This window comes from Brachybacterium horti, assembly GCF_054777615.1.
This window is the reverse complement of record NZ_BAAHAM010000002.1, coordinates 599,987-622,253: the sequence shown is the minus strand read 5'-3', so window position 1 is coordinate 622,253 and position 22,267 is coordinate 599,987. Positions and strand designations below refer to the sequence as shown.

23 protein-coding genes and 1 tRNA gene are annotated in these 22,267 nt (G+C 73.5%); 3 read left to right on the top strand and 21 right to left on the bottom strand.

What is annotated here, in order from left to right; all coding sequences use genetic code 11:
• Position 1: 1 nt before the first annotated feature.
• The 5 genes from ACYVAP_RS08085 to ACYVAP_RS08065 are packed head-to-tail and all read right to left on the bottom strand — an operon-like array spanning position 2 to position 5,779.
• Positions 2-190, bottom strand: coding sequence for a ubiquitin-like protein Pup (locus ACYVAP_RS08085; RefSeq protein WP_137770771.1), 189 nt, complete (start codon positions 188-190; stop codon positions 2-4).
• A gap of 46 nt (positions 191-236) precedes the next feature.
• A complete protein-coding gene (gene dop / locus ACYVAP_RS08080; RefSeq protein ID WP_498860265.1) occupies positions 237-1,907 on the bottom strand; it encodes a proteasome accessory factor PafA2 family protein in 1,671 nt (556 codons plus the stop codon).
• On the bottom strand, positions 1,904-3,490 hold the full coding sequence (arc, locus tag ACYVAP_RS08075; RefSeq protein WP_498860264.1) for a proteasome ATPase: 1,587 nt from the start codon (positions 3,488-3,490) through the stop codon (positions 1,904-1,906). The genes dop and arc overlap by 4 nt, the downstream gene beginning before the upstream one ends.
• Positions 3,491-3,525: 35 nt before the next feature.
• Positions 3,526-4,611, bottom strand: coding sequence for a tRNA (adenine-N1)-methyltransferase (locus ACYVAP_RS08070; RefSeq protein WP_498860263.1), 1,086 nt, complete (start codon positions 4,609-4,611; stop codon positions 3,526-3,528).
• Between the two features lie 43 nt (positions 4,612-4,654).
• Positions 4,655-5,779 (bottom strand): zinc metalloprotease, encoded by a 1,125-nt coding sequence (locus ACYVAP_RS08065; RefSeq protein ID WP_498860262.1) that lies wholly within the window; start codon positions 5,777-5,779, stop codon positions 4,655-4,657.
• 159 nt (positions 5,780-5,938) lie between these two features.
• Here ACYVAP_RS08065 and ACYVAP_RS08060 point away from each other — a divergent pair, with 159 nt between their 5' ends.
• The gene (locus ACYVAP_RS08060; RefSeq protein ID WP_137770766.1) at positions 5,939-6,745 is read left to right on the top strand and encodes a PAC2 family protein; all 807 of its coding nucleotides are present in this window, start codon (positions 5,939-5,941) and stop codon (positions 6,743-6,745) included.
• A 58-nt stretch (positions 6,746-6,803) separates the two neighbouring features.
• Here ACYVAP_RS08060 and mshC read toward each other — a convergent pair whose 3' ends face one another.
• The 3 genes from mshC to ACYVAP_RS08045 all read right to left on the bottom strand — a co-directional run bounded on the left by mshC (position 6,804) and on the right by ACYVAP_RS08045 (position 9,495).
• Positions 6,804-8,066 carry a cysteine--1-D-myo-inosityl 2-amino-2-deoxy-alpha-D-glucopyranoside ligase gene (mshC, locus tag ACYVAP_RS08055; RefSeq protein WP_498860261.1) on the bottom strand — a complete coding sequence of 421 codons (1,263 nt, stop codon included), beginning with the start codon at positions 8,064-8,066 and terminating at the stop codon, positions 6,804-6,806.
• 34 nt (positions 8,067-8,100) lie between these two features.
• On the bottom strand, positions 8,101-8,973 hold the full coding sequence (locus ACYVAP_RS08050; RefSeq protein WP_498860260.1) for an undecaprenyl-diphosphate phosphatase: 873 nt from the start codon (positions 8,971-8,973) through the stop codon (positions 8,101-8,103).
• Positions 8,974-9,174: 201 nt separating this feature from the next.
• Positions 9,175-9,495 (bottom strand): DNA primase, encoded by a 321-nt coding sequence (locus ACYVAP_RS08045; protein ID WP_137770763.1) that lies wholly within the window; start codon positions 9,493-9,495, stop codon positions 9,175-9,177.
• Between the two features lie 185 nt (positions 9,496-9,680).
• On the opposite strand from ACYVAP_RS08045, the gene ACYVAP_RS08040 reads away from it, so the two are divergent.
• The gene (locus ACYVAP_RS08040) at positions 9,681-9,917 is read left to right on the top strand and encodes a DUF5703 family protein (RefSeq protein WP_416232195.1); all 237 of its coding nucleotides are present in this window, start codon (positions 9,681-9,683) and stop codon (positions 9,915-9,917) included.
• An 84-nt stretch (positions 9,918-10,001) separates the two neighbouring features.
• Positions 10,002-10,511: a hypothetical protein gene (locus ACYVAP_RS08035; protein ID WP_498860259.1), complete on the top strand. Its 510-nt coding sequence runs from the start codon at positions 10,002-10,004 to the stop codon at positions 10,509-10,511.
• Positions 10,512-10,545: 34 nt separating this feature from the next.
• Here the strand turns inward: ACYVAP_RS08035 and ACYVAP_RS08030 are convergent, their stop codons facing one another.
• The 13 genes from ACYVAP_RS08030 to ACYVAP_RS07970 form a co-directional block, all read right to left on the bottom strand.
• On the bottom strand, positions 10,546-11,415 hold the full coding sequence (locus ACYVAP_RS08030; protein WP_498860258.1) for an RNA methyltransferase: 870 nt from the start codon (positions 11,413-11,415) through the stop codon (positions 10,546-10,548).
• Complete coding sequence (locus ACYVAP_RS08025) at positions 11,412-11,879, bottom strand: tRNA (cytidine(34)-2'-O)-methyltransferase (RefSeq protein ID WP_264451120.1); 468 nt, start codon at positions 11,877-11,879, stop codon at positions 11,412-11,414. The genes ACYVAP_RS08030 and ACYVAP_RS08025 overlap by 4 nt, the downstream gene beginning before the upstream one ends.
• 147 nt (positions 11,880-12,026) lie before the next feature.
• Positions 12,027-12,112, bottom strand: a tRNA-Leu gene (locus ACYVAP_RS08020).
• Between the two features lie 92 nt (positions 12,113-12,204).
• Positions 12,205-12,525: a hypothetical protein gene (locus tag ACYVAP_RS08015; protein WP_498860257.1), complete on the bottom strand. Its 321-nt coding sequence runs from the start codon at positions 12,523-12,525 to the stop codon at positions 12,205-12,207.
• A gap of 120 nt (positions 12,526-12,645) precedes the next feature.
• Complete coding sequence (locus ACYVAP_RS08010; RefSeq protein ID WP_498860256.1) at positions 12,646-13,476, bottom strand: shikimate dehydrogenase; 831 nt, start codon at positions 13,474-13,476, stop codon at positions 12,646-12,648.
• A 4-nt stretch (positions 13,477-13,480) separates the two neighbouring features.
• The gene (gene mltG / locus ACYVAP_RS08005; protein ID WP_498860255.1) at positions 13,481-14,686 is read right to left on the bottom strand and encodes an endolytic transglycosylase MltG; all 1,206 of its coding nucleotides are present in this window, start codon (positions 14,684-14,686) and stop codon (positions 13,481-13,483) included.
• Positions 14,686-15,204: a RuvX/YqgF family protein gene (gene ruvX, locus ACYVAP_RS08000; RefSeq protein WP_498860254.1), complete on the bottom strand. Its 519-nt coding sequence runs from the start codon at positions 15,202-15,204 to the stop codon at positions 14,686-14,688. The genes mltG and ruvX overlap by 1 nt, the downstream gene beginning before the upstream one ends.
• The gene (alaS, locus tag ACYVAP_RS07995) at positions 15,201-17,909 is read right to left on the bottom strand and encodes an alanine--tRNA ligase (protein WP_498860253.1); all 2,709 of its coding nucleotides are present in this window, start codon (positions 17,907-17,909) and stop codon (positions 15,201-15,203) included. The genes ruvX and alaS overlap by 4 nt, the downstream gene beginning before the upstream one ends.
• A gap of 160 nt (positions 17,910-18,069) precedes the next feature.
• Positions 18,070-18,696: a 30S ribosomal protein S4 gene (rpsD, locus tag ACYVAP_RS07990; RefSeq protein WP_498860252.1), complete on the bottom strand. Its 627-nt coding sequence runs from the start codon at positions 18,694-18,696 to the stop codon at positions 18,070-18,072.
• Between the two features lie 135 nt (positions 18,697-18,831).
• A complete protein-coding gene (locus ACYVAP_RS07985; protein WP_498860251.1) occupies positions 18,832-20,241 on the bottom strand; it encodes a replication-associated recombination protein A in 1,410 nt (469 codons plus the stop codon).
• Positions 20,242-20,263: 22 nt separating this feature from the next.
• Entirely contained in the window at positions 20,264-21,397 is a 1,134-nt protein-coding gene (locus ACYVAP_RS07980) for a dihydroorotate dehydrogenase (protein ID WP_498860250.1), read from the bottom strand.
• The gene (locus ACYVAP_RS07975; protein ID WP_498860249.1) at positions 21,394-21,828 is read right to left on the bottom strand and encodes a hypothetical protein; all 435 of its coding nucleotides are present in this window, start codon (positions 21,826-21,828) and stop codon (positions 21,394-21,396) included. The genes ACYVAP_RS07980 and ACYVAP_RS07975 overlap by 4 nt, the downstream gene beginning before the upstream one ends.
• Positions 21,825-22,187: a hypothetical protein gene (locus ACYVAP_RS07970; protein ID WP_498860248.1), complete on the bottom strand. Its 363-nt coding sequence runs from the start codon at positions 22,185-22,187 to the stop codon at positions 21,825-21,827. The genes ACYVAP_RS07975 and ACYVAP_RS07970 overlap by 4 nt, the downstream gene beginning before the upstream one ends.
• Positions 22,188-22,267 lie beyond the last annotated feature (80 nt).

Sequence of the window (22,267 nt, the reverse complement as noted above, 5' to 3'; positions counted from 1 at the left end):
CTCACTCGCCGCCCTTCTGGACGAAGGAGCGCACGAACGTCTCGGCGTTCTCCTCGAGCACGGCGTCGATCTCGTCGAGGAGGTCGTCGGCGCCCTGCGCGGAGGCGAAGGTCTGGCCGCCGGTCACGGCGTCGGAGGCGTTCTCCTCGTCGTCGCCGGGACGCGGGGCGTTGATGCTCTGCTGGGACATGGTGGCCTTCTTCCGTCGGGAGGGATGGGTGGGGTGGGAGGCGGGGTCAGCGGTCGCCGACGGCGCGGTGCAGGGCGGTGAGCAGCGTGTCGAGGTCCGCGGCGGGGTCGACGCCGTGCTCCTCGCACCAGGCGGCTGATCCCAGCCGCGGATCGGCGAGGCGCAGCCGGTGGCCCTCCTCCTCGCCGGCGAGGGTGATGACGTCCCAGCCGGCCGAGGGCACGGCGCCCGGATGATGGGTGATGAGCTGCCCGCGCAGGTGGGCGCGGGTGCTCGCGGGCGGGGTGGTCACCGCTTCGGCGACCTCCTCCTCGGTGACGAGGGTGCGCACCTGCCCGGCGGCCCGGAGCTTCCCGAACAGCCCGCGCGCGGGGCGGAGGTCGGAGAACTGCAGGTCGATCGCGAGCAGGCGGGGGTCCGCCCAGTCGAGATCCCCGTGGCGCCGCCGGTACTGCTCGAGCAGGCGCAGCTTGGCGACCCACTCGACGCGGTCCGCGGCGAGCATCGGGTCCTCGGCGAGCAGGTCGAGCAGCTCGCCCCAGCTCGTGAGCACCTGATCGGTCTCCGCGTCGGTGCGATCGGCGACGGCGGCGACCGCGTCGAGGATCTCCCGCTGGATCTGCAGGGCGGTGAGGGAGCGGCCGTCGGCGAGCTCGACCGTGGTGCGCAGGCTCGGGTCGTGGCTGATCGCGCGGACCGCCGCGACCGGGTCGGTGAGGCGCAGCTCCGGCAGGATCGCCGCACCGGTGCGGTGCTGCGCCTCGAGCGCCGCGAGCACGAGGGAGGTCGTGCCGAGCTTGAGGAAGGTGGACTCCTCGAGGAGGTTCGCGTCCCCGATGATCACGTGGAGCCGGCGGAAGCGGCTCGCATCGGCGTGGGGCTCGTCGCGGGTGTTGACGATCGGGCGGTTCAGGGTGGTCTCGAGGCCCACCTCGGCCTCCATGAAGTCCGCCCGCGAGGAGATCTGGAAGCCGGGCTCGGAGCCGCGGGTCCCGCGGCCCACCCGACCGGCGCCCACGAGGACCTGCCGCGTGGTGAGGAAGGGCAGCAGCACCGCGACGACGTCCTCGAAGGGCACCGAGCGGTCCAGCAGGTAGTTCTCGTGCGTGCCGTAGGAGGCGCCCTTGCCGTCGGTGTTGTTCTTGTACAGCGCGACGTCGGGGATGCCCTCGGCGCGCTCGACGATCGCCATCGCCTCGCGGGCGACGAGCTCGCCGGCGCGGTCCGCGACCACCGCTTCGCGGGCGCGCAGCACCTCGGGCGCCGAGTACTCGGGATGGGCATGGTCCACGTACCAGCGGGCGCCGCTGCGCAGCACGGAGTTGCCGATCGAGCGGTGCACCGCCCAGGCGAGCACCTCGTCGTCGGTCCCCTCCGGGGCGACGTCGGATCCCCGGACGGGGCCGTCGAGCTCGACGCTCGGCAGGTGCGCGTCCTTGACCTCGTCGGTCAGCTGGGTGGGGTGCGCCGCGGCACGCTGCAGCTCGAAGCCGCGCGCGTCCCGCAGCGGGGACTCGTCCCCGTAGTCCCAGCGGACCCGGCGCCCGCGCTCCCCCTCCGCGGGGGCGAGCAGCGCGTAGGCCGCGACCGTGAGGTGGCTGAGCAAGATCGCGCTGCCGGCCCCGGCGCGCGTGCGCTCCTCGAGGTCGACGTGGAGCACGCCGAACTCGGTCTCGATGCCCATGGGGCGCTCGGTGGTGAGACCGCCGCCGCTCATCGCCGCTCCTCCTGCCCGGTCTCCTGCGCCTCGTCCTGCCCGGCGCCCGCATCGGGGCGCCGGAGCGGCACGATCGCCTCGACGCGCGCCCCGCGGTGCCCGGAGATCCGCGCCCACTCCTCGGGGTGCGCGGCGGAGGGCATGTCCTCGTTCTCGGAGAACTCGTCCGCCACGGCGTCCAGCAGGTGCTCCTCGCTCACCCCGGCGACGCCCGTGGTGAGCTGGTCCTTGACCGCGTTCTTCTTCGCGCGGTCCACGATGTTGCGCAGCGTCGCCCCGGAGACCACGTCACGGAAGTGCAGCACCGCCTCGCCGCCGTCGGAGTAGTCGATCCGCACGAAGGCGGAGGCCGGGGAGTTGTCGTAGATGCGGGCGACGGCCGCGTCGAGCAGCGCCTCGCGGTCACCGCGCAGCGGGACGTCCTCGTCGAGGTAGAGGCCCAGGATCTCGCGCCCCGCGGCGGCGTCGGGTCGCTGCACGCGGATCTTCACGTCGAGCCGGCCCGGGCGCAGGATCGCCGGGTCGATCATGTCCTCGCGGTTGGAGGCGCCGATGACGATCACGTTGTCCAGGCCCTCGACACCGTCGATCTCCGCGAGCAGCTGCGGCACGATCGTGGTCTCGACGTCGCTCGACAGCCCCGTGCCGCGCGTGCGGAACAGCGCCTCCATCTCGTCGAAGAAGATGACGACCGGGTGGTGGGCGCTCGCCTTCTCGCGGGCCCGCTCGAAGACGAGCCGGATGGAGCGCTCGGTCTCCCCCACGTACTTGTTCAGCAGCTCCGGTCCCTTGACGTTGAGGAAGGCGGAGTTCTCGAGCGCCTCGTCGACGCTCACGCCGCGCACCTCCGCGGAGCGGAGCACGAGCTCGTGCGCGACCGCCTTCGCGATCATCGTCTTGCCACAGCCGGGAGGGCCGTAGAGGAGCACGCCCTTGGGCGGTCGCAGGCCGTAGGTGCGGTACAGGTCCTGCTGCAGGAAGGGCAGCTCGACCGCGTCGCGGATCGTCTCGATCTGGCCGGAGAGCCCGCCGATCGACTCGAAGGCGACATCCGGGACCTGCTCGAGGACGAGATCGGTGATCTCCGCGCGGTCGATGCGCTCGAGCACGAGCTGCGCCTTGAGGTCGACGAGCACGCTGTCCCCCGGGTGCAGCAGCTCGTCCTCGAGCTCGCCCGAGCGGCGCAGCACGCGCGTGTCGTCCGGGGCGACGGCGACGAGCACCCGCGAGTCGGCGAGCGGCTCGACGACGGCGACGACGTTCCCGGCGTCGCCGGGGGTGATCGTCTCGACGGCGGCGAGGGACTCGTTCAGCCGGAGCTCCATGCCGGGGCGCAGCGCCTCGAGGTCCACCTCGGCGGAGGTCGCGACGCGCAGGCGCCGGCCGTTGTGCAGCACGTCGACGGTGGTGCCGTCGGTGCGGCGCAGGAAGGTCGCATAGGAGTTCGGCGGGTCGCCGATCCGCTCGAGATCCGCCTTGAGCTCGAGGATCTGTCCGCGGGCCGCGCGCAGCGCCGCGGTGAGCCGGTCGTTGCGCTCCGCGAGCTGCTCGAGCTCGGAGCTCATCTCCGCGTAGGTCTTCATGGCGCTCCTTCCGAGGGGTGAGGGGTGCGGGCGGGTCAGCGGTCCCGGCCCTGGCGGATGTCCCGCAGCGCGCGCTTGATCTTGCGCGGGGCGACGCCGCGCTCGCCCACGTCCTGCGCGGTCCACTCGCCGGTGCCGCCGCCGAAGCCCTCGTTGTCGGGATGGTTCAGCTCCTCCTCGTCCCGGGAGCCCGGGGCGGGGCGGGTCACGCGGGTCAGCGCACGCGTGCCGTGGGCCGTGCGGCGCGCCGTGATGAGGAAGCCCGTGTGCGCGTTCATCCGGTGCTCGGGGCGCACGGCGAGGCCCTCGAGGTGCCAGGGTCGCACGAAGCACTCCCAGGCGTCCGGCTCGGTGAACTCCCCGTGGTCCCGCAGCGCCTCGGCGGTGCGGGAGAGCTGGGTGACGGTCGCGACGTAGGCGAGGAAGACGCCGCCGGAGACGAGCACGTCCCCGGCCGCCTCGACGCACTCCCAGGGGGCGAGCATGTCGAGCACGACGCGGTCCACGGCGGACTCGCCGAGCGTCGGGGCGACGTCCTGGAAGTCGCCGATCGTGAGGTCCCACCAGGGGTGGTCCTCGCCCTCGGCGACGCCGAAGAAGGTGTCGACGTTCTCCTTCGCGACGGTCGCGAAGTCCTCGCGGCGCTCGATCGAGTGGACGGCGCCCTCCGGGCCCACGGCGCGCAGCAGGGCGGTCGTGAGGCCGCCGGAGCCGACCCCCGCCTCGAGCACCCGGGCGCCGGGGAAGATGTCGCCCCACATGAGGATCTGCGCGGAGTCCTTGGGGTAGATGATCGCGGCGCCGCGCGGCATGGAGAGCATGTAGTCGGCGTAGAGCGGGCGCAGCGCCTGGTACGGGGTGCCGTGGTTGTCCTCGACGACGACGCCGTCCTCCGCGCCGATGAGCTGCTCGTGGCGCAGCACGCCGCGGTGGCTGTGGAACTCCCCGCCCTCGCGGAGGGTGATCGTGTGCAGGCGACCCTTGGCGTCGGCGAGCTGCACCTTGTCGCCGAGGGTGAGGGGGCCGGTGCGGTCCAGGCCCGGGCGGGCCGCGCGGGGTGCGGGCACCGCGGCGGGGGCGGGTGCCGGGGCGCCGGCGTCCGGGGAGGGGGTCGAGGTCATGCCCGCCAGCATAGGCGGAGGTCCGCTCCCGGTCCGGGCCCGTTCACCGTCCCCGCAGGCGTGCCGCGACCTCGGAGCCGATGATCACACCGAGCACGGTGCCGTCGTCCTCCCGGACCAGGTACACGGGATGCGGCGTCGCCATCATCGCCTCGACCAGGTGGTCGCCGGCGAGCTCCGCCGGGAGCTCCCCGAGCTCGCCCAGCGGCGCCGCGACCGCGGTGACCGGGACGGAGGGGCGGCTCGCCGCGGGGACGCCCCGGGCGGCGTCCACGTCGATCCGCAGCACCCGCGGCGCGCCTCCCCCGGGGGCCGGGGCGAGGACGAGGGCGCCCGCGAGCGCGTCCGTGTCGTGCCAGAGCGCGCCCGGGAGCTCGCCGAGGAGCGTCTGCGGAGCCAGCAGCGGCACGCGGCGCGCGAGACCCCGGGCGGTGAGCTGGTCGATCCGCTCCTGGAGGCTCGCCCCGCGCAGCGCCGCGGAGGCGCCCTGCCAGAGCATCGACGCGATGATCACGGCCCACAGCAGGGTGAGCATCAGTCCGGTGCCCGCTCCCCCGGCGCGCATCATCCGGCAGAGCGGGACGAGCACGACGAGCACCGCGATGGCCATCCCGAGCACGGCCGTGATCCGGGTGCCGAGCGCCCGGCGGCGGAGCACCGCGCCGAGGGCCGTCTCGAGGGCGCGGCCGCCGTCCATCGGCAGCCCCGGCAGCAGGTTGAAGACCGCGAGGGCCACGTTCAGCGTCGCCGTCAGCCCCACGACCTGCGCCGGAGCGGTCCCGACGGGGAGCAGCGCGGCCGCCCCGGCGGCGAGAGCCGCGAGCACGAGGTTCGCAGTGGGGCCCGCGAGGGAGACCAGCAGCGAGCCCAGCGTGCCGACCTTCTCGCCGTGGTACTGCGTGTGGCCCCCGGCGAAGGTGAGCGCGATGTGGTCCACCCGGCCGCCGAAGGCACGGGCCACGAGGGCGTGCGCGATCTCGTGGCCCAGCACGGAGAGGATCAGCGCGAGCGCCGTCAGCACGGCGAGCAGCACCGCGACCCCCGTCGGCCGGTCCGGGGCGGAGAGCAGGGGCAGCACGAACGCGGCGAGCACGACGACCGTGAGCAGGGTGCTGGTGCGGATCTCGAGCCGCGGGAGACCGGGCAGCCGGAGCGAGGGTGAGGGCATGGGCTCCGGTTCCTCCGTGTCAGCGGGACGGCGGGACAGCAGGTCGACGGGCGGCCGGTGGAGCCGCCCCGCCCGAGCGTATCCGGGCTTCCTGGCCCGCCCCTGGTGACGGGTCACGCGCCACCGCCAGGCGCAGCGGCGCGGTCCTATGATGAAGGGATGAGTCGCATCGCCCTCACCGCCTTCAGCGGATGGAACGACGCCGGGGAGGCCGCCACCGGAGTCCTCGAGCACCTGCTCGAGATCTGGCCCTCCCGCCCGGCCGGAGCGGTGGACGCCGAGGCCTTCATCGACTTCCAGGTGAACCGTCCCGAGATCCGCACCACCGAGGAGGGGCTCCGGGTCCTGGACTGGCCGGACACGGAGCTGCGCATCCTGCAGCCGCCGCAGGGTCCGGAGATCGTCACCGTCATGGGCCCCGAGCCCTCGCTGCACTGGAAGCGCTTCTGCGACGAGGTGCTCGAGCAGCTCCAGGTGCTCGACGTGAGCTCCGTGATCTCCCTCGGCGCCCTGCTCGCCGACGCCCCGCACTCCCGGCCGCTCCCGGTGAGCGTGGGGATCGAGCCCGGCGCGGCGGAGAAGGTCGATCCGGTGGGCCAGTACGAGGGGCCCGTCGGGGTGCCGACGATCCTCGCCCGCCGCACCACGAGCGCGGGCCTGCGCACCACGAGCATCTGGGTGCAGGTGCCGCACTACGTGGCGCAGAACCCCTCCCCCAAGGCGACCCTCGCGCTGCTGCGGGCCGTGCAGGACTCGATCAGCGCGCCGATCCCGATGGAGGAGCTCGTCGAGGACGCCGAGGCCTGGGAGCGCGGCGTGGACGACCTCGCCCGCACCGACGAGGACGTGGCCGACTACGTGCGCCGGCTCGAGCGCGCCCAGGACGCCGCGGAGCTCCCCGAGGCGAGCGGGGACGCGATCGCCCGCGAGTTCGAGAAGTTCCTGCGCCGGCGCGACGGCGAATGATCCACACCTGAGCGGGCGGTCGCGATTCCCCGCGACCGCCCGCTCGTGGCGTCGGTGATCAGCCCGCCAGGGAGATGCCGAACAGCGCGTCCACGGCCTGGGCGGTGTCCGACGGGGCACCCGCCGGGAGCTCCGACGTCTCCGCGCCGTCCCCGTGCGGGGCCGCGGCCCAGGCGTCGAGCGCCGCGAGCGCCCGCGGGGTGTCGAGGTCGTCGCGCAGGGCGGAGCGCAGCTCCTCGACGACGTCGGCGCGCGGTGCGCCCGCCGCCGCGGCGGCGCGATAGGCGCTCAGCCGCTCCTGGGCCTGCTCGAGCTCGGCGTCCGTCCACTCCCAGTCGGAGCGGTAGTGGTGGGCCATGAGCACGAGGCGGATCGCCGCCGGCTCGATCCCGTCGCGCACGAGACGGTGCACGAACACGAGGTTGCCGAGCGACTTGCTCATCTTCGTGCCCTCGTAGGCGACCATCCCGGTGTGCGGGTAGAGCGCGGCGAAGGGGTGTCCGAGCCCGGCGGCGTGCGCGGCGCTCATGTCGTGGTGGGGGAAGACGAGGTCGCTGCCGCCGGTCTGCACGTCGAAGGGCAGGCCCAGGCCGCGCTCCGCGATGGACAGGCACTCGACGTGCCATCCCGGGCGGCCGCGGCCCAGCTCGCCGGCGTCCCAGGCGGGCTCGCCCGCGCGCTCGGCGCGCCAGAGCAGCGGGTCGAAGCGGCCGCGCTTGCCGGCGCGGTCGGGGTCCCCGCCGCGCTCGGCGAACACCTCGAGCATCGCCGCCTCGTCCCAGCCCGAGACGTCGCCGAGGGCGCCGTCGATCGAGAGGTCCTGGTACCAGTCGGGGCCCGCGGCCTCGTCGCCGTTGTCGACGGGATAGGCGCGACCGCGCGCGCGCAGGGCCTCGACGGTCGCGATGATCTCGTCCATCGCCTCGCTCACCGAGAGGTAGGTCTCCGGGGCGATGATCCGCAGCGCCTCCATGTCCTCGGCGAAGAGCTCGACCTGGGAGGCGGCGAGGTCCTGCCAGTCGACGCCGTCACGCTCGGCCCGCTCGAGCAGCGGGTCGTCGACGTCGGTGACGTTCTGCGCGAGCTCGACCTCGTGGCCGGTGTCACGCAGCGCGCGCCGCATGAGGTCCGCCGCGTGATAGGTCGCCGCATGGCCCAGGTGGGTCGCGTCGTACGGCGTGATCCCGCAGACGTACACCCGGGCGGCGCCGGGGGTCTGCGGGATCACGGTGGTCATCCGGCCCAGCCGGTCGTCGTGGAGCCGCAGCGGGCGGCCCGACGCCGGGAGGGGGGTGAGGGAAGGAGAGGTCCAGGAACGCACCGCACGATCATACGGGCGCGCCCCCGCCGGTGGTTCAGGAGCCCGCGAGGGGGTCCAGCACCCCGGCCAGCAGCAGGACCAGCAGGAGCACGCCCGCAGCGACGCGGTAGACCACGAACGGCAGGTACGAGCGGTTCTCGATGAGCTTCATGAACCAGACGATGACGACGTAGCCCACGCCGAAGGCGACGATCGTCGCGATGACGATCGCGAGCAGCGAGGGCTGGCCGGCGGCGACCGCGGCGGCCTGCCCGTCCGAGCTCAGCAGGGTCGGGATCTCCTTCGCGGCCTTGTACAGGCCCGAGGCGAAGACGGCCGGGACCGCCAGCAGGAACGCGTAGCGGGCGGCGGCCTTGCGGGAGTAGCCGAGCAGCAGGCCGGCGGTGATCGTGCCGCCGGAGCGGGAGACACCCGGGATCAGCGCGAGCGCCTGGGCGAGGCCGAACAGCACGCCGTCGCGCACGGTCATGTCCGAGAGCTCCTTGCGCTGCGGCGCGATCCTGTCCGCGAGGCCCAGCAGGAGGCCGAAGAGGATCAGCATCGTCGCGGTGATGTAGAGGTTCCGCAGCGCGTGGTCGATGGGGTTCTCGAAGAGCAGCCCGAGCACGCCGATCGGGATCGAGCCGAGGATCACGAACCAGCCCAGCCGCACGTCCGGGTCGGACTGCGGGACCCTGCCCGCGAGCGCCCGGAACCAACGGCCGATGATCCGCGTGATGTCCTTCCAGAAGTACAGGAGGACAGCCGTCTCCGTGCCGAGCTGCACGATCGCGGTGAAGGCGGAGCCCGGGTCCTGGCCCGGCATGAGCAGCTCGCCGATGATGCGCAGATGGGCGCTGGAGGAGATCGGCAGGAACTCGGTCAGCCCCTGGACGATGCCCAGGATGATCGCGTCGAGGACGGACAAGGAGGCTCCTTCTCGGTGCTCCGCTCAAGCGGTCCACCCGGGTCGGGACGGGGCGGGCGCCCACGTCGACGGTCGGGCCGCATCGCGGCCGGAGACAGACTACGCGGCGCCGGGCACGGGGCCCGGCGCCGCGTGGGCACCGTCGGTGAAGAGTCGGTGGAGGTCCTGCGAGGAGTGCCGGAGGGCGCTCGTCAGCGCCGATCAGCGCTCCTCGGCGTCGCCCTCCTCCTCGTCGTCGAAGTCGTCGTCATCGTCGTCCTCGTCGTCGAGGTCGTCCAGATCGTCGAAGTCGTCGAAGTCGTCATCGTCGTCGTCCTCGTCGCCGTCGAAGACGATGAGGGGCGTCGCGATGTCGTAGGCCTCGAAGAGGGCATCGTCATAGGTGTCGAACGCGCTGGTGAGCTGCTCGGTGGCGGCCTCCAGCGCGGGATCGTCGTCACCGCGGGAGGCGGCGGCCGCCTCATAGTGACGTTCCAGGGCAGCGATCAGCGCGGCGAGAGCGGAGCGAGGATCCGTGTTCATGCTTGGACGGTACCCCGTCCGGCGGCAGAATGGACAGCACGGACGACCGGAAAATCCTGGGAGACCTGCAGGACCCTCGGCCCGGCGCCCGCCCGCCGACCATCCACGTCCCGGAGGCCCCGCCCGTGCCCTCGCCGTCCCGTCCGCCGCTCGGCCGCATCGTCCACGTCCGCGACCCCCGAGGGGTGCCGGACCTCCCCGTGGAACGGGGCAGACGCCCCGAGGACTACGAGTTCCAGATCATCACGGTCCCTCCCCGCACCTCCGTGGGCCAGGTGCGGGCGCACCTCACCGAGGAGGCCGAGTACGGCCGCTGGGAGCTCGCCCGCACCCGGAGGTACCTCGGCGGCGGGAAGAAGGTGTGGATGCGCCGGCGCATCATCCGCGTCCGCTCGACGCTCGGGGACCCGAGCGGCCTCTGACCCGTCGTCGCCGGGGCCGACGGCCCCGTCCACATTCAGGGCCGCAGCGGAGCGCCGGAGCGGACGCTCTGCTGGAATGGGCCGATGCCGACCCCGGACCCGACCACGCTGCTCCCGCAGCTGGTGCTCGTCCTCGCCTATCTCCCGCTCGCGATGCGGCTGTCCTGGTGGGACGCCCGGGAGCACCGGCTCCCCAACCCTCTCGTGGGGGCGCTCACGGCGGTCACCCTCCTCGGCCTCGGACTGAGCGCGCTGGTCGAGCCGGCGCTGCGCTCACCGCTGCGGGTCGCGCTCGTGCTCGCCGCGGTCATCGGCACCGGTGCGGTGCTGCTGGCCCTCCTCGCCCCGCCGCTGCTCGGCATGGGGGACGCGAAGACCCTCCCCGTCGTCGTGCTGATGACGAGCATGCTCGGCGGCGGCGCCGTCGTGGCCGGGGCCTGCGGTGCCCTGCTGCTCGCCGGGATCGCCGGCGCCGTGACGCTCGTGCGCACGGGGACCGGGAGGGCCCGCTTCGCCCTGGGACCGGTGCTGCTCTCCACCCCGTTCCTGGGGCTGCTCGGCGTCCCGCTGCTGGGCCCCGCGCTCGGAGGCTGAGCCCGCCCCGGTTCGGCAGGGAGGTCCGGTCGGGTCAGCCCAGCTGTCGGCGACGCTCGTAGAGGGCGATCGAGCCGGCGACGGAGGCGTTCAGGGAGGACGCGCTGCCGCCCATGGGGATCTCCGCGACCTCGTCGCAGGCCTCGCGCCACGGGGCGCTCATCCCGGTCGTCTCGTTGCCGACCACCAGCACCGTCGGCCCCGTGAGGTCCACCTGGTCGAGGGTGCGACCGCCCGCCTCGTCCAGACCCACGACCGTCCACCCCTCACCCGCCGCCCGCCGCGCGTCCACGACCGCGAGCAGGTCCCGCGGCGCGGCGAGGCGGAGCACGGGCAGCGCCATGAGCGACCCGGTGCTCGCCCGGATCGCGGCGGGGTCCCAGGCGTCGGCGCTGTGGCCGGTCGTCACGAGCGCGCTCGCGCCGAGGGCGTCGGCGGTGCGGGCGAGGGAGCCGATGTTCCCGGGGCTCGACGGGCGGTCGAAGGCGACGATCATCGGCGCCCCGCCGGCGGCGTCCAGCACCGGCCCGAGGCGCGCGGGATCGTCCTGCGGCACGGCGACCACGGCGAGCAGCTCGGGCGGTCCGTCCTCCCGCTCTCCCAGCTCGGCCATGAGATCGGGGGCGAGCTCGACGACGGGGGCGGGCGCGGCGGCGAGGAGCTCGGCCGCCCAGCGGGAGTGCCGCTCCCGGCCGTCGGTGAGCAGGGCTCGCAGCTCCATGCCGTGGGCGACCGCCTGGGTGATGGGCCGGACGCCCTGCAGGATCATCTCGCCGCTGCGGGTGCGCTTGCTGCGCGATCGCAGCAGGGACTCCCACTGCTGGAACTGGGCGTTGCGGCGCTCGATGCGCGAGGGAAGGCCGGGCCTGCCCCGGGAGGAGCCGGGGCGCGAGGAGCCGCTCATGCCCCGGCCCCGTCGAAGCCGAGCTGGCGCCAGGCCTCGTAGACCGCGATCGAGGCGGAGTTCGCGAGGTTGAGCGAGCGGCGTGCGGGGAGCATCGGGATCCGCACACGGTCATTCACCCGTGGGTGCGTCATCGCCTCCTCGGGCAGCCCGGTGGGCTCGGTGCCGAAGAGCAGCACGTCCTCACGCCGGTACTCGACCCGTTCGAAGCTGGTGCTCGCGCGGGCGGTGAAGGCGAACACGCGGGAGTCCGGGACGGCGGCGAGGGCGGTCTCGAGATCCGGGTGGATCCGGACCTCGGCGAGGTCGTGGTAGTCCAGCCCGGCCCGGCGCAGCTTCGCGTCCTCGAGGTCGAAGCCGAGCGGCTCGATGAGATGGAGGCGGGCACCGGTCACGGCCGCGAGGCGGATCGCGTTGCCGGTGTTCCCGGCGATCACCGGGTTGTGGAAGAAGACGTGCACCATGATGGCGATCATGGCATGCACGCCGGGGCCTGCGGGAACCGGGGCGGGCACGAGGATCGCGGACCATCGAGAGGTGTCGCAGGACATCGAGGGATGTCGAGGAACGCCGAAGGCCCCGGCTCAGGGAGCCGGGGCCTTCGAGAAACGTGTCCGAGGGGGGACTTGAACCCCCACGACCTAATACGGCCACTAGCACCTCAAGCTAGCGCGTCTACCAATTCCGCCACCCGGACGAGTGGTCGTTGCGACGACTCCTGAACAGTAGCACGGGACTGACCCCACCACTGCACCGAAAGGGTCCCTGCCAGCAGTTTCGTGGCGACGATCACGCTCTGACGGAGAGCGGCCCCGCGGGGATCTGCCCTGTCAGCACTCCGAGCGCGTCCGCGACCCGCGCGGCGAGCACGGTGGCCGTCCCCGGGATCCTGTCCGCGAGGTCGAGCAGGGCCGCGGCGCACAGGGCGAGCATCGTCGGATCGGGATCGTCGAAGCGGGAGCCGGACCAGGAGACGATCTCGTCGAGGACCTCGGAGAGCTCGTCGGCCGCGCGGTGGCGATGCTCGGAGAGCAGCTCGACGCGGGCCATCGTGGCCAGTGCCGTGCATCGTCGCAGCAGCGGGGTGGTGACGTCCGGCGTCAGGTCCATGGTGACTCCTCAGCCCCCGGCGGACGGGCCGGGGATCGACGCCCACTTTACTTTCCCTTGACCGAGCGCGGCAAGGATTCCGGACGGTTGCCGGGGCACGTCCCGGGGCAGGCGGTCCGATCAGTGGCGCAGCTGCTCCCGCGCGGCGTCGAGCATCGCCGCGACGGGGGCGGAGGGCGCGCCGACCATCGACCGGATCTGCATGTCGGCCTGGTGCACGAGCATCTCCAGCCCGTTCGCCACCTCGGTGCCCCGCTCGCCCAGCAGACCGGCCAGCGGCGCCGGCCACGGGTCGTAGAGCACGTCGAGCAGGAGCGGGACGACGGGGAGGTCGGGGCGGGCACGCCACTCCTCGGCGACCGCGCGGGCACCCGCGGCGGCGAGGGCGCTGACGACGACCTCGGTGCCGAGCAGCTGGGCGGCGCCGTCCCAGGGGACGATCCGTGCGTCGGCTCCCTGCGCGGTGACGAGGTCGACGACGGGGGCGAGCCTCTCCGGGCGGCGCGCGCTCAGCAGGATCTCCTGCGCCCCCATCCTGCACAGCGCCAGCGCCGCGCTGAGCGCCGTGGCCCCCGAGCCGAGCACGCCCGCGCGGCGCACGGTCCCGGCGCCGTGGTCGCGGAGCGCGGCGACGATCCCGTGCACGTCGTGGTTCTCCGCGCGCCAGGATCCGTCCCGGCGTCGCACGAGCGTGTTGGCGACGCCGAGGGCGGCGGCGGTGCCGTCGTGCTCGGCCGCGAGGGCGAACGCCTCCGGCTTGCCCGGCATCGTGACGGAGAGCCCCTGCAGCCCCGCGCCGTCCCCGGTCAGGAAGCCGGCGAGCTCGCCCGCGTCCACCTCGTGGCGCTCGTAGACGGCGTCCTCGATACCCAGCTCGCGGTACGCGACGGCATGGAGCAGCGGGGAGAGGGAGTGCTCGATGGGAGAGCCGACCACGGCGAAGCGGCGCACGGGATCAGCCGCCCTGCTTCGCGTCGTACCAGTCACGCCACTCCTGCACGTTCTTCTCGTGCTCGGAGTAGGTCGCCGCGAACTTCGTCTCGCCCGTGTCGGTGTTGACGGTGACCCAGTACAGCCAGTCGCCCTCCGGCGGGTCGAGCGCCGCCTGGATCGTCGCCTTGCCGGGATTGGAGATCGGCCCGACGGGCAGCCCCTCGTGGAGGTACGTGTTGTACGGGCTGTCCTGCTTGCGCTGCGCGGGCGTGGTGGAGATCGTGTCGCTGCCCGTGAAATAGGCGACGGTCGAGTCCAGCTGGAGCTTCATCGGCTTCCCCTTCGCCTCGCCCACGCCCTCGAGGCGGTTCTCGAGGGTGCGCACCACCCGGCCGTAGTCGTCCGGGTCGCGCGCCTCCTTCTCGGCGATCGAGGCGAGCGTGAGCACGCGGTGCTCGTCCTCCGGGGCGACGCCGAGCTTCTCGAGCTCCGTCTGCATGCGGTCCGTCATCATCGAGATGACCTCGCCGGCGGTGGCGTCCTCCGGGACGTCGTAGCGGCCCGGCCACAGGTAGCCCTCGAGGGACTTCGCGTCGTTCTCGGGCACGCCGAAGGAGGTGTAGTCTTTCGCGGCGGCCTCGAAGTCCTCGACGGGGATGTCGGTCGCCTCGCTGAGCACGGCCCAGATCTTCTCCGCCCGCAGCCCCTCGGGGACGATCACGCGGTGGCCCGCCACGTTCGCCGGGTCCAGGATCATCGTGAGCGCGTCGGAGGAGGTCATCCCCCTCTTCAGCCGGTACAGGCCCGGCTCGATGCCGGAGGCGTCCGGGGAGTTCGAGAACTGGGTGATGAAGGGCCCGGTGGTCTTGATGACGCCGGCGTCGACGAGGGTCTTGGCGATGTCGGTGCCGGTGTCGCCCTCGGCGACCTGGACGAGCGCCTCGCCGCTGCCCGGCCCGGGGAAGTCCGGGTCCTCCTGCTCGAGGCTCACGTTGGAGGTGAGCCACTGGTAGCCGTAGACGCCGCCCACACCGAGACCGCCGAGCACGAGCAGGACGAGCAGCACCGGCAGCGCCCTGCGCAGCGGGCCCCGGCGTCGCCGACGGCGCGCCGGGCCGGCGGCGCGCCGACGGCCGTGGCCGGTCGAGGCGTCCTCGTCCCGCGGGTTCTGCGACTCGGCGAGCTCGTCGAAGCTGACGGAATCGTCCTCGCCCTGGCCCTCGCTCATCAGCCGTCCTCCTGCTCGGGTCCCCCGGCGGCGCCGGGCTCGGGAACCGCCGCGGCCACGAGCTCGCCGGCGCGACGGCCGGCGCTGCGCTCGAGGTCCAGCGCCTGCTGCAGGATCATCACGGCAGCGACCTGGTCCACGACCTGGCGGTGCTTCCGCCCCTTGCGGCCGGACGCGTGGAGCGCCTGGTGCGCGGAGACCGTCGTGAGCCGCTCGTCGACCATCCGCACCTCGGCGGGGTCGGGATCGCCGGCGAGCTCGGCGACGAGCTCCTCGGCGACCTGCCGCGCCTTCTGCGCGGCGGGGCCCTCGGCACCGCTCAGGGTGCGGGGAAGCCCGACCATGATGGCACGCGCCTCGGTCTCCCGGGCGCAGGCGGCGATGGCGGCGACCGCCGTGTCCCGGGGCACCGTCTCGACCGGGGTGGCGAGCATGCCGTCCGGGTCGCTGCGGGCCAGGCCGACGCGGACGTCGCCGACGTCCACCCCGAGCCTGACCCCGCGCGGGAGCTCGCTCATGCGGCCGCGATCGCCGACACGGCCCCGCGGACGGCCTCGAGGGCCTCCCCCGTGCGCGCCGGCTCGCCGCCGCCGCCCTGGGCCATGTCGTCCTTGCCGCCGCCGCGGCCGCCAATGGCCTCCGCACCGGTGCGCAGGAGCGCACCGGCCTTCAGGCCCGCCTCACGGGCGGCGGCGTTGGTCGTGACGACGAGCGCCGCACGACCGTCCTCGTGACCGGCGACGGCCACGACGGCGGCGGAGTCCTCGCCGAGGCGCGAGCGGAGGTCCTGCGCGAGGGTGCGCAGGTCGCCCGCGGCGATGCCCTCCCCCGCGTCGTGCACGAGCAGCCGCACGCCGCCGGCGTCGACCACGTGCTCGAGCAGCTGCCCGGCCTGCGCCTGGAGCTGGGCCCCGCGCAGGCTCGCGAGCTGCTTCTCCATGTCCTTGAGCCGCTGGGTCAGGGAGCGCACGCGCTCGGGGATGTCCTCCGCGGTGCCGACCTTCAGCAGGTCGGTGAGCTGGGAGACGAGCGCGCGCTCCTTCGCCTGCCGGCGGTAGGCCGAGAGGCCGACGAGCGCGTCGACGCGGCGCACGCCGGAGCCGATCGAGGACTCGCCCATGAGCTGCACGGAGCCGATCGCGCCGGTCGAGCCCACGTGGGTGCCGCCGCACAGCTCACGGGACCAGTCACCGCCGATCGAGACCACACGGACCACGTCCCCGTACTTCTCGCCGAACAGCGCCTGGGCGCCGAGCGCCCGCGCCTCGTCGATCGGCATCTGCCGGTCGGTGACCTCGAGCTCCTCCTGGAGCAGCGTGTTCACGCGCCCCTCGACCTGCTCGAGGCTCGAGTGCGGCACCGCCTGACCGTAGCGGAAGTCGAAGCGCATGCGGCCCGGCGAGTTCTCCGAGCCGGCCTGGGTCGCTCCGTCACCGAGCTCCTCGCGCAGCGCCTGGTGCACCATGTGGGTCGCGGTGTGCGCGCGGGCGATCGCGCCGCGACGCTCGAGGTCGATGCTCGCGACCGCGCCCGCACCGGGATGGACCTCGCCCTCGACGAGCCGGCCGCGATGCACGGGAAGGCCCTTCACGGGCGCCTGGACGTCGTCCACCTCGACGATGCCGCCGGAGGCGAGGGCGATGCGGCCCTGATCGGCGAGCTGGCCGCCCATCTCCGCGTAGAACGGGGTCGCCGCGAGGACGATCTCGACGTCCGCCGGGGCGGTGACCGTGTCGACGAGCGCGCCGTCCACGAGCACCGACTCGACGGTCGTGGAGACCGTGGACTCGGTGTAGCCGAGGAAGGGCACGGCCTCGCCGCGCTGGCCGAGCAGGCGGTTGTAGAGCGCGGTGTCGGTGTGGCCGGTCTTCTTCGCCGCGGCGTCGGCGCGGGCACGCTCGCGCTGCTCCTGCATGGCGGTGCGGAAGCCGGTCTCGTCGACGGAGAGCCCCACCTCCTGCGCCATCTCGAGCGTGAGGTCGATCGGGAAGCCGTAGGTGTCGTGCAGGCGGAACGCGGCGTCGCCCGGGACGGCGCGGCCGCCGTCCTGCTTCACCTCGCCCACCATCTGGTCGAAGATCGTGGTGCCCGTCGCGAGGGTGCGGCGGAACGCCTCCTCCTCGCCGAGGATCAGGTCGCTGATGCGCCCGCGATCGGTCTCGAGCTGCGGGTACGACTCCTTCATGACCTCGAGCGAGGCGGGGAGCAGGTGCGGCATCGACGGATCGGCGTAGCCCAGCAGGCGCATGGAGCGGACCGCGCGACGGATCAGCCGGCGCATCACGTAGCCGCGGCCCTCGTTGCCGGGGCGGACGCCGTCGGAGGCGAGCATCATCGCGCTGCGCACGTGGTCGGCGACGACGCGCATCCGCACGTCGTCCTCCGCGTCGGCCCCGTACTCGCGGCCGGTGAGCTGCTGCGCGACCTCGATCACCGGGAAGACCTGGTCGATCTCGTACATGTTCTGCTTGCCCTGCAGGAGGAACGCGAGGCGCTCCACGCCGAGGCCCGTGTCGATCGCCTTCTGGTCGAGCTCCCCGAGGAGCTCGTAGTCCTTGCCCTTGCCGGGGCCGCGCAGGAACTGGTCGAACACGAGGTTCCAGATCTCGAGGTAGCGGTCCTCCGCACGCTCGTCCCCGGGCCACTCCGGCAGGCGCCCGGTGGGGGCGTCCGGGCCGTACTCGGGGCCGCGGTCGTAGTACCACTCCCCCGTGGAGCCCGCGGGGCCGGGCTGGCCGGTGTCCCAGCAGCTCTCCTCCCACGGCAGCTGCACGATGCGCGCGGGGTCCAGGCCGATGACCTCGGTGAGGTGGGTGAAGGACTCCTGGTCCTCCTCCCACAGCGTGATCCAGAGCCTCTCCGGGTCGAGGCCGTAGCCGCCGTCCTCGACGGAGGAGGTCAGGAGCTCCCAGGAGAAGTCGATCGCACCGGTCTTGAAGTAGTCGCCGAAGGAGAAGTTGCCGGCCATCTGGAAGAAGGTGCCGTGCCGGGTCGTGCGGCCCACGTTCTCGATGTCATTGGTGCGGATGCACTTCTGCACGCTCACCGCACGGTCGTAGGGCGCCTTCTCGGTGCCCACGATGTACGGGATGAAGGGGACCATGCCGGCGATCGTGAAGAGGATCGAGGGGTCGGCGGAGACCAGGGACGCGCTGGGCACGACCGTGTGCCGCTTCTTCTCGAAGTGGGCGAGGAAGCGCCGATGGATCTCGGAGGTGCGCATGGTCGTGGGGGTCCTTCCGGGCACGAGGAGCAGGGAGGCCGCACGGACCGGGGCCGGATGGCGGTGCGGTCGTGGGGCCGAGGAGGCAGATGGGGACGCGAAGGCCCCGGTCAGCGTACCGGAGCACGCCAGCCGGGGCCTTCGCCGTGATCCCGGGTGATCAGCGGGCGTAGTACTCCACGACCATCTGCACGTCGCAGGTCACGGGGACCTCGGCGCGCTTGGGACGGGAGACCAGCTGAGACTTGAGCTCGGACAGCTCGACCGAGAGGTAGCTCGGCACGGAGGCGAGCACGTCGGAGTTGCCGCCCTCGGCAGCGACCTGGAAGGGCTCCATGGCCTGCGACTTGGGCTTGATCTGGATGGTCTGGCCCGGCTTCACGCGGAAGGAGGGGCGGTCCACCAGCTTGCCGTCGACCAGGACGTGGCGGTGCACGACGGCCTGACGGGCCTGCAGGATGGTGCGGGTGAAGCCGGAGCGGAGCACGAGCGCGTCCAGGCGCATCTCGAGGAGCTCGACCATGCTCTCGCCGGTCAGGCCCGGCTGCTTCTTCGCGTCCAGGTAGGAGCGGTGCATCTGCTTCTCGCGCAGGGCGTACTGCGCGCGCAGACGCTGCTTCTCGCGGAGGCGCACGGCGTAGTCGGACTCGGTGCGGCGGCGGGCGCGGCCGTGCTCGCCGGGCGGGTACGGACGCTTCTCGAAGTACTTGACGGACTTCGGAGTCAGCGGGAGCCCGAGTGCTCGGGACAGACGCGCCTGACGGCGCGCGCGGGTGACGTTGGTCACGAGGTCTACCTCTTGTTGTCGACGGGGGTTGAATCCAATGAAGCAGCCGCGGATTCAGCGACCCAGACTAGCGCAGCCCCGCTCGCGGCTCAACGGCCCGCGGCGCAGGTCGCACCGCGCTTCCTGTGGAGTGCCTCACGCCGTGCCGCCGTCCCCGCCCCCGCCGGCGCCGTTCCCGCCGTCGCCACCTCGCACGATCCGCCGCAGGGCCTGCACGCGCTGGGCCACGCGGCCCTCGGGGCCGGACTCCCGCGGGCGGTAGTAGTCCGTCCCGACGAGCTCGTCCGGGGCGTACTGCTGCGGGACCACGCCGTGCGGCGAGTCGTGCGCGTAGCGGTACTCCGCGCCGTGACCGAGGCTCTTCGCCCCGGAGTAGTGGGCGTCGCGCAGATGCGGGGGGACCACCCCGGCGCGGCCGGAGCGGACGTCCGCGATCGCCTCGTCGAGCGCCTTGTACGCGGCGTTGGACTTCGGGGCCGTCGCGATGTGCACGACCGCCTGGGCGAGCGGGATCCGCCCCTCGGGCATGCCCAGCATCTGCACGGCCTGCATGGCGGCGACGGCGACCTGGAGCGCGGTGGGATCGGCCATGCCGACCTCCTCGCTCGCCGCGATGACGACGCGGCGGGCGATGAAGCGCGGGTCCTCCCCCGCCTCGATCATCCGGGCCAGGTAGTGCAGCGACGCGTCCACGTCGCTGCCGCGCATCGACTTGATGAAGGCGCTCGTGACGTCGTAGTGCTGGTCCCCGGCTCGGTCGTAGCGCAGCGCGGCGCGGTTCACGGCCTGCGCGAGCACCTCCGCGTCGACGACGGGCGGGTCCTTGGTGAGCGCGGCGGCGGCAGCCGCCTCGAGCGAGGTGAGGATCTTGCGCGCGTCCCCGCCGCCCAGGCGGAGGAGCGCCTCCCGGGCGTCGTCGGTGAGCTCGACCGCCCCGCCCAGACCCTTCTCCTCGGCGAGGGCGCGGTCCACGAGGGTGTCGAGGTCGGCCCGCTCGAGCGGCTCGAGGGTGAGCACGATCGAGCGGGACAGCAGCGGGGAGATGACGGAGAAGTGCGGGTTCTCCGTCGTCGCGGCGATGAGGGTGACCCAGCGGTTCTCGACGCTCGGCAGGAGGGCGTCCTGCTGGGACTTCGAGAAGCGGTGCACCTCGTCCACGAAGAGCACGGTCTCCTTGCCCGTGGTGCGCAGGCGTCGACGTGCCGCGTCGACGACGTCACGGATGTCCTTGACGCCGGCGAGCACCGCGGAGACCTCCACGAACTCCCGGTCCCCGGAGCTCGCGACGACGTACGCGAGGGTCGTCTTCCCGGTCCCGGGCGGGCCCCAGAGGATCACCGAGGACGGCGCGGTGCGGGAGTCGTCGGCCGCGACCAGGCGCCGCAGCGGGCTGCCGGGGTCGAGCACCTGGTGCTGCCCCACGACCTCGTCGAGGGACGCCGGGCGCATGCGCACGGCGAGCGGCGCCCGGTGGTCCCGGTTGCCCTCGCTCAGGGTGCGCGGCGCGGGGGCGTCCCCGCCCAGCGAGAAGAGGTCCTCGTCCATGCTCTCCAGGGTAGGCGCGGTCTCAGACGATGCCGCGGGCGCCGAGCTCGCGCGCGATCCGTCCCGGCCAGCCGGGCCCCTCGTAGATGAGGGCCGTGTAGCCCTGGACGAGATCCGCGCCGGACTCCAGACGCTCGGCGACGTCGGCGGCGGTGGTCACGCCGCCGCAGCTGATGACGACGGTCTCCGCCGGCAGCTCGCGGCGCAGCAGGCGGAGCACCTCGAGGGAGCGGCGTGCGAGCACCGGACCGGAGAGGCCGCCCGCGCCGATCGACTCGACGAGGCCGCGGTCGCTGCGGAGGTCCGCCGGGCGGTCGATGGTCGTGTTGGTCGCGATGACTCCGGCGAGGCCCACGTCCGTCGCGAGCCGCGCGACGGCGACGACGTCCTCGTCGTGGAGGTCGGGGGCGATCTTCACGAGCACCGGGACGTCCCGGCGCAGGCGCCGCTCCGCGGAGCGCGCCTCCTCGAGGACGGCGGCGAGCACCGGGCGCAGCGCGTCCACGGACTGCAGGTCGCGCAGGCCCGGGGTGTTCGGGCTCGAGACGTTGATCGCGAGGTAGCTCGCATACGGGGCGAGCAGGCGCGCCGAGGAGCGGTAGTCGTCCGCCGCGTCGTCGAGGGCCGTCGCCTTGTTCTTGCCGATGTTCACGCCGATCACGGCGCGCTGGCCGCGCTCGGTGCGACGGGCCCTGGCGAGGCTCTTCGCGAGGGCCCGGGCCCCCTCGTTGTTGAAGCCCATGCGGTTGATGAGGGCGCGGTCCGGGATCAGGCGGAAGCTCCGCTTGCGCGGGTTCCCGGGCTGCGGCCGCGCGGTGACGGTCCCCACCTCGACGTGACCGAAGCCGAGGTCCAGCAGCGCCAGCGGCACGACGCCGTCCTTGTCGAACCCGGCGGCGAGACCGAGGGGGGAGGCGTGCTCGGCGCCCAGCACGGTGCGCGTCGGCCGCGGGTCGCGCGCCGGGTGCGGGGTGCCGAAGAGGGTGCGCAGCAGGGCGTGGCCCCCGGGCAGGGACTGCGCGAGGCGCAGGGCGTCGATCGTCAGATGATGGGCGCGCTCCGGGTCGATCCGTCGAAGGACGTGCTGGAACAGCGCCTCGTAGGCGGTGCTCGAGGAGGAGTCGGCGGTGGTCACGGCCCTACCGTACGCGGTCATCGGCCCTCCTCCGCGGTCGGTCCCGCGTCCTGGCCGCGGCGGGCGCGGCGCCTGCTGCGCGCGATGTGCGCGAGCGCGGCGAGCGGGAGCACGAGCGGGACGAAGCCGTACCCGATCCCGAAGTCGGACCACACGGTGGGCTCGGGGAACAGCGCCGGGTCCGCGAGGGTGAGCGTCCCCACGGCGATCACGCCCACGAGCTCGACGATCACGAGCGCGAGGGCGAGCGGCGAGCGCGGTCCGCGCAGCGCGAAGGTCAGCGTGACGGCGATGTAGGTGAGCGCGGCCACGAGCGAGAGCGTGTACGCGACGGGCGCGCGGTCGAACTCGCGGAGGATCTGCACGAGGGAGCGGGCGGTCGCGGAGAGCGCGAACAGTCCGTACACGAAGACGAGGAGGGTCGTGAGACCGCGGGAGGGGCGCGCGCTCATGCGAAGCCCCCCGCCCAGATCTGCGGGAGCCGCATCATGAGCACCATCTCGGTCACGGCCGCCGCGCCGATCACGAGGCTCCCCCAGCGCGTGCGCTCCCAGAGGCCCGCCCATCCGCCCGCGAGCGGGAGCACGAGGCCGGTCAGGAGGTAGCCGTAGAGCGTCACGGGATCGTCGACGCTCCCGCCGCCCAGGTCGCGGGCCAGCAGCGCGCCCCCCATCACCGCCCACACCACGAGCGTCAGGGCGCTCGCCCCGAGCAGCACGAGATCCGCGGTCAGATCCCGCACCGTGTAGTAGACGGCGAGCAGCGCCGTCAGCGCGCCCACCACGTAGACCAGGGTGCTGAGCACCGCCATGTCCGGTCCGTCCTCGTCCTGCCGCCGTGCCGAAGTCCGGGTGCTCCCCGGCGGCGGGATGCCCGGGCCCGGGACGTGCC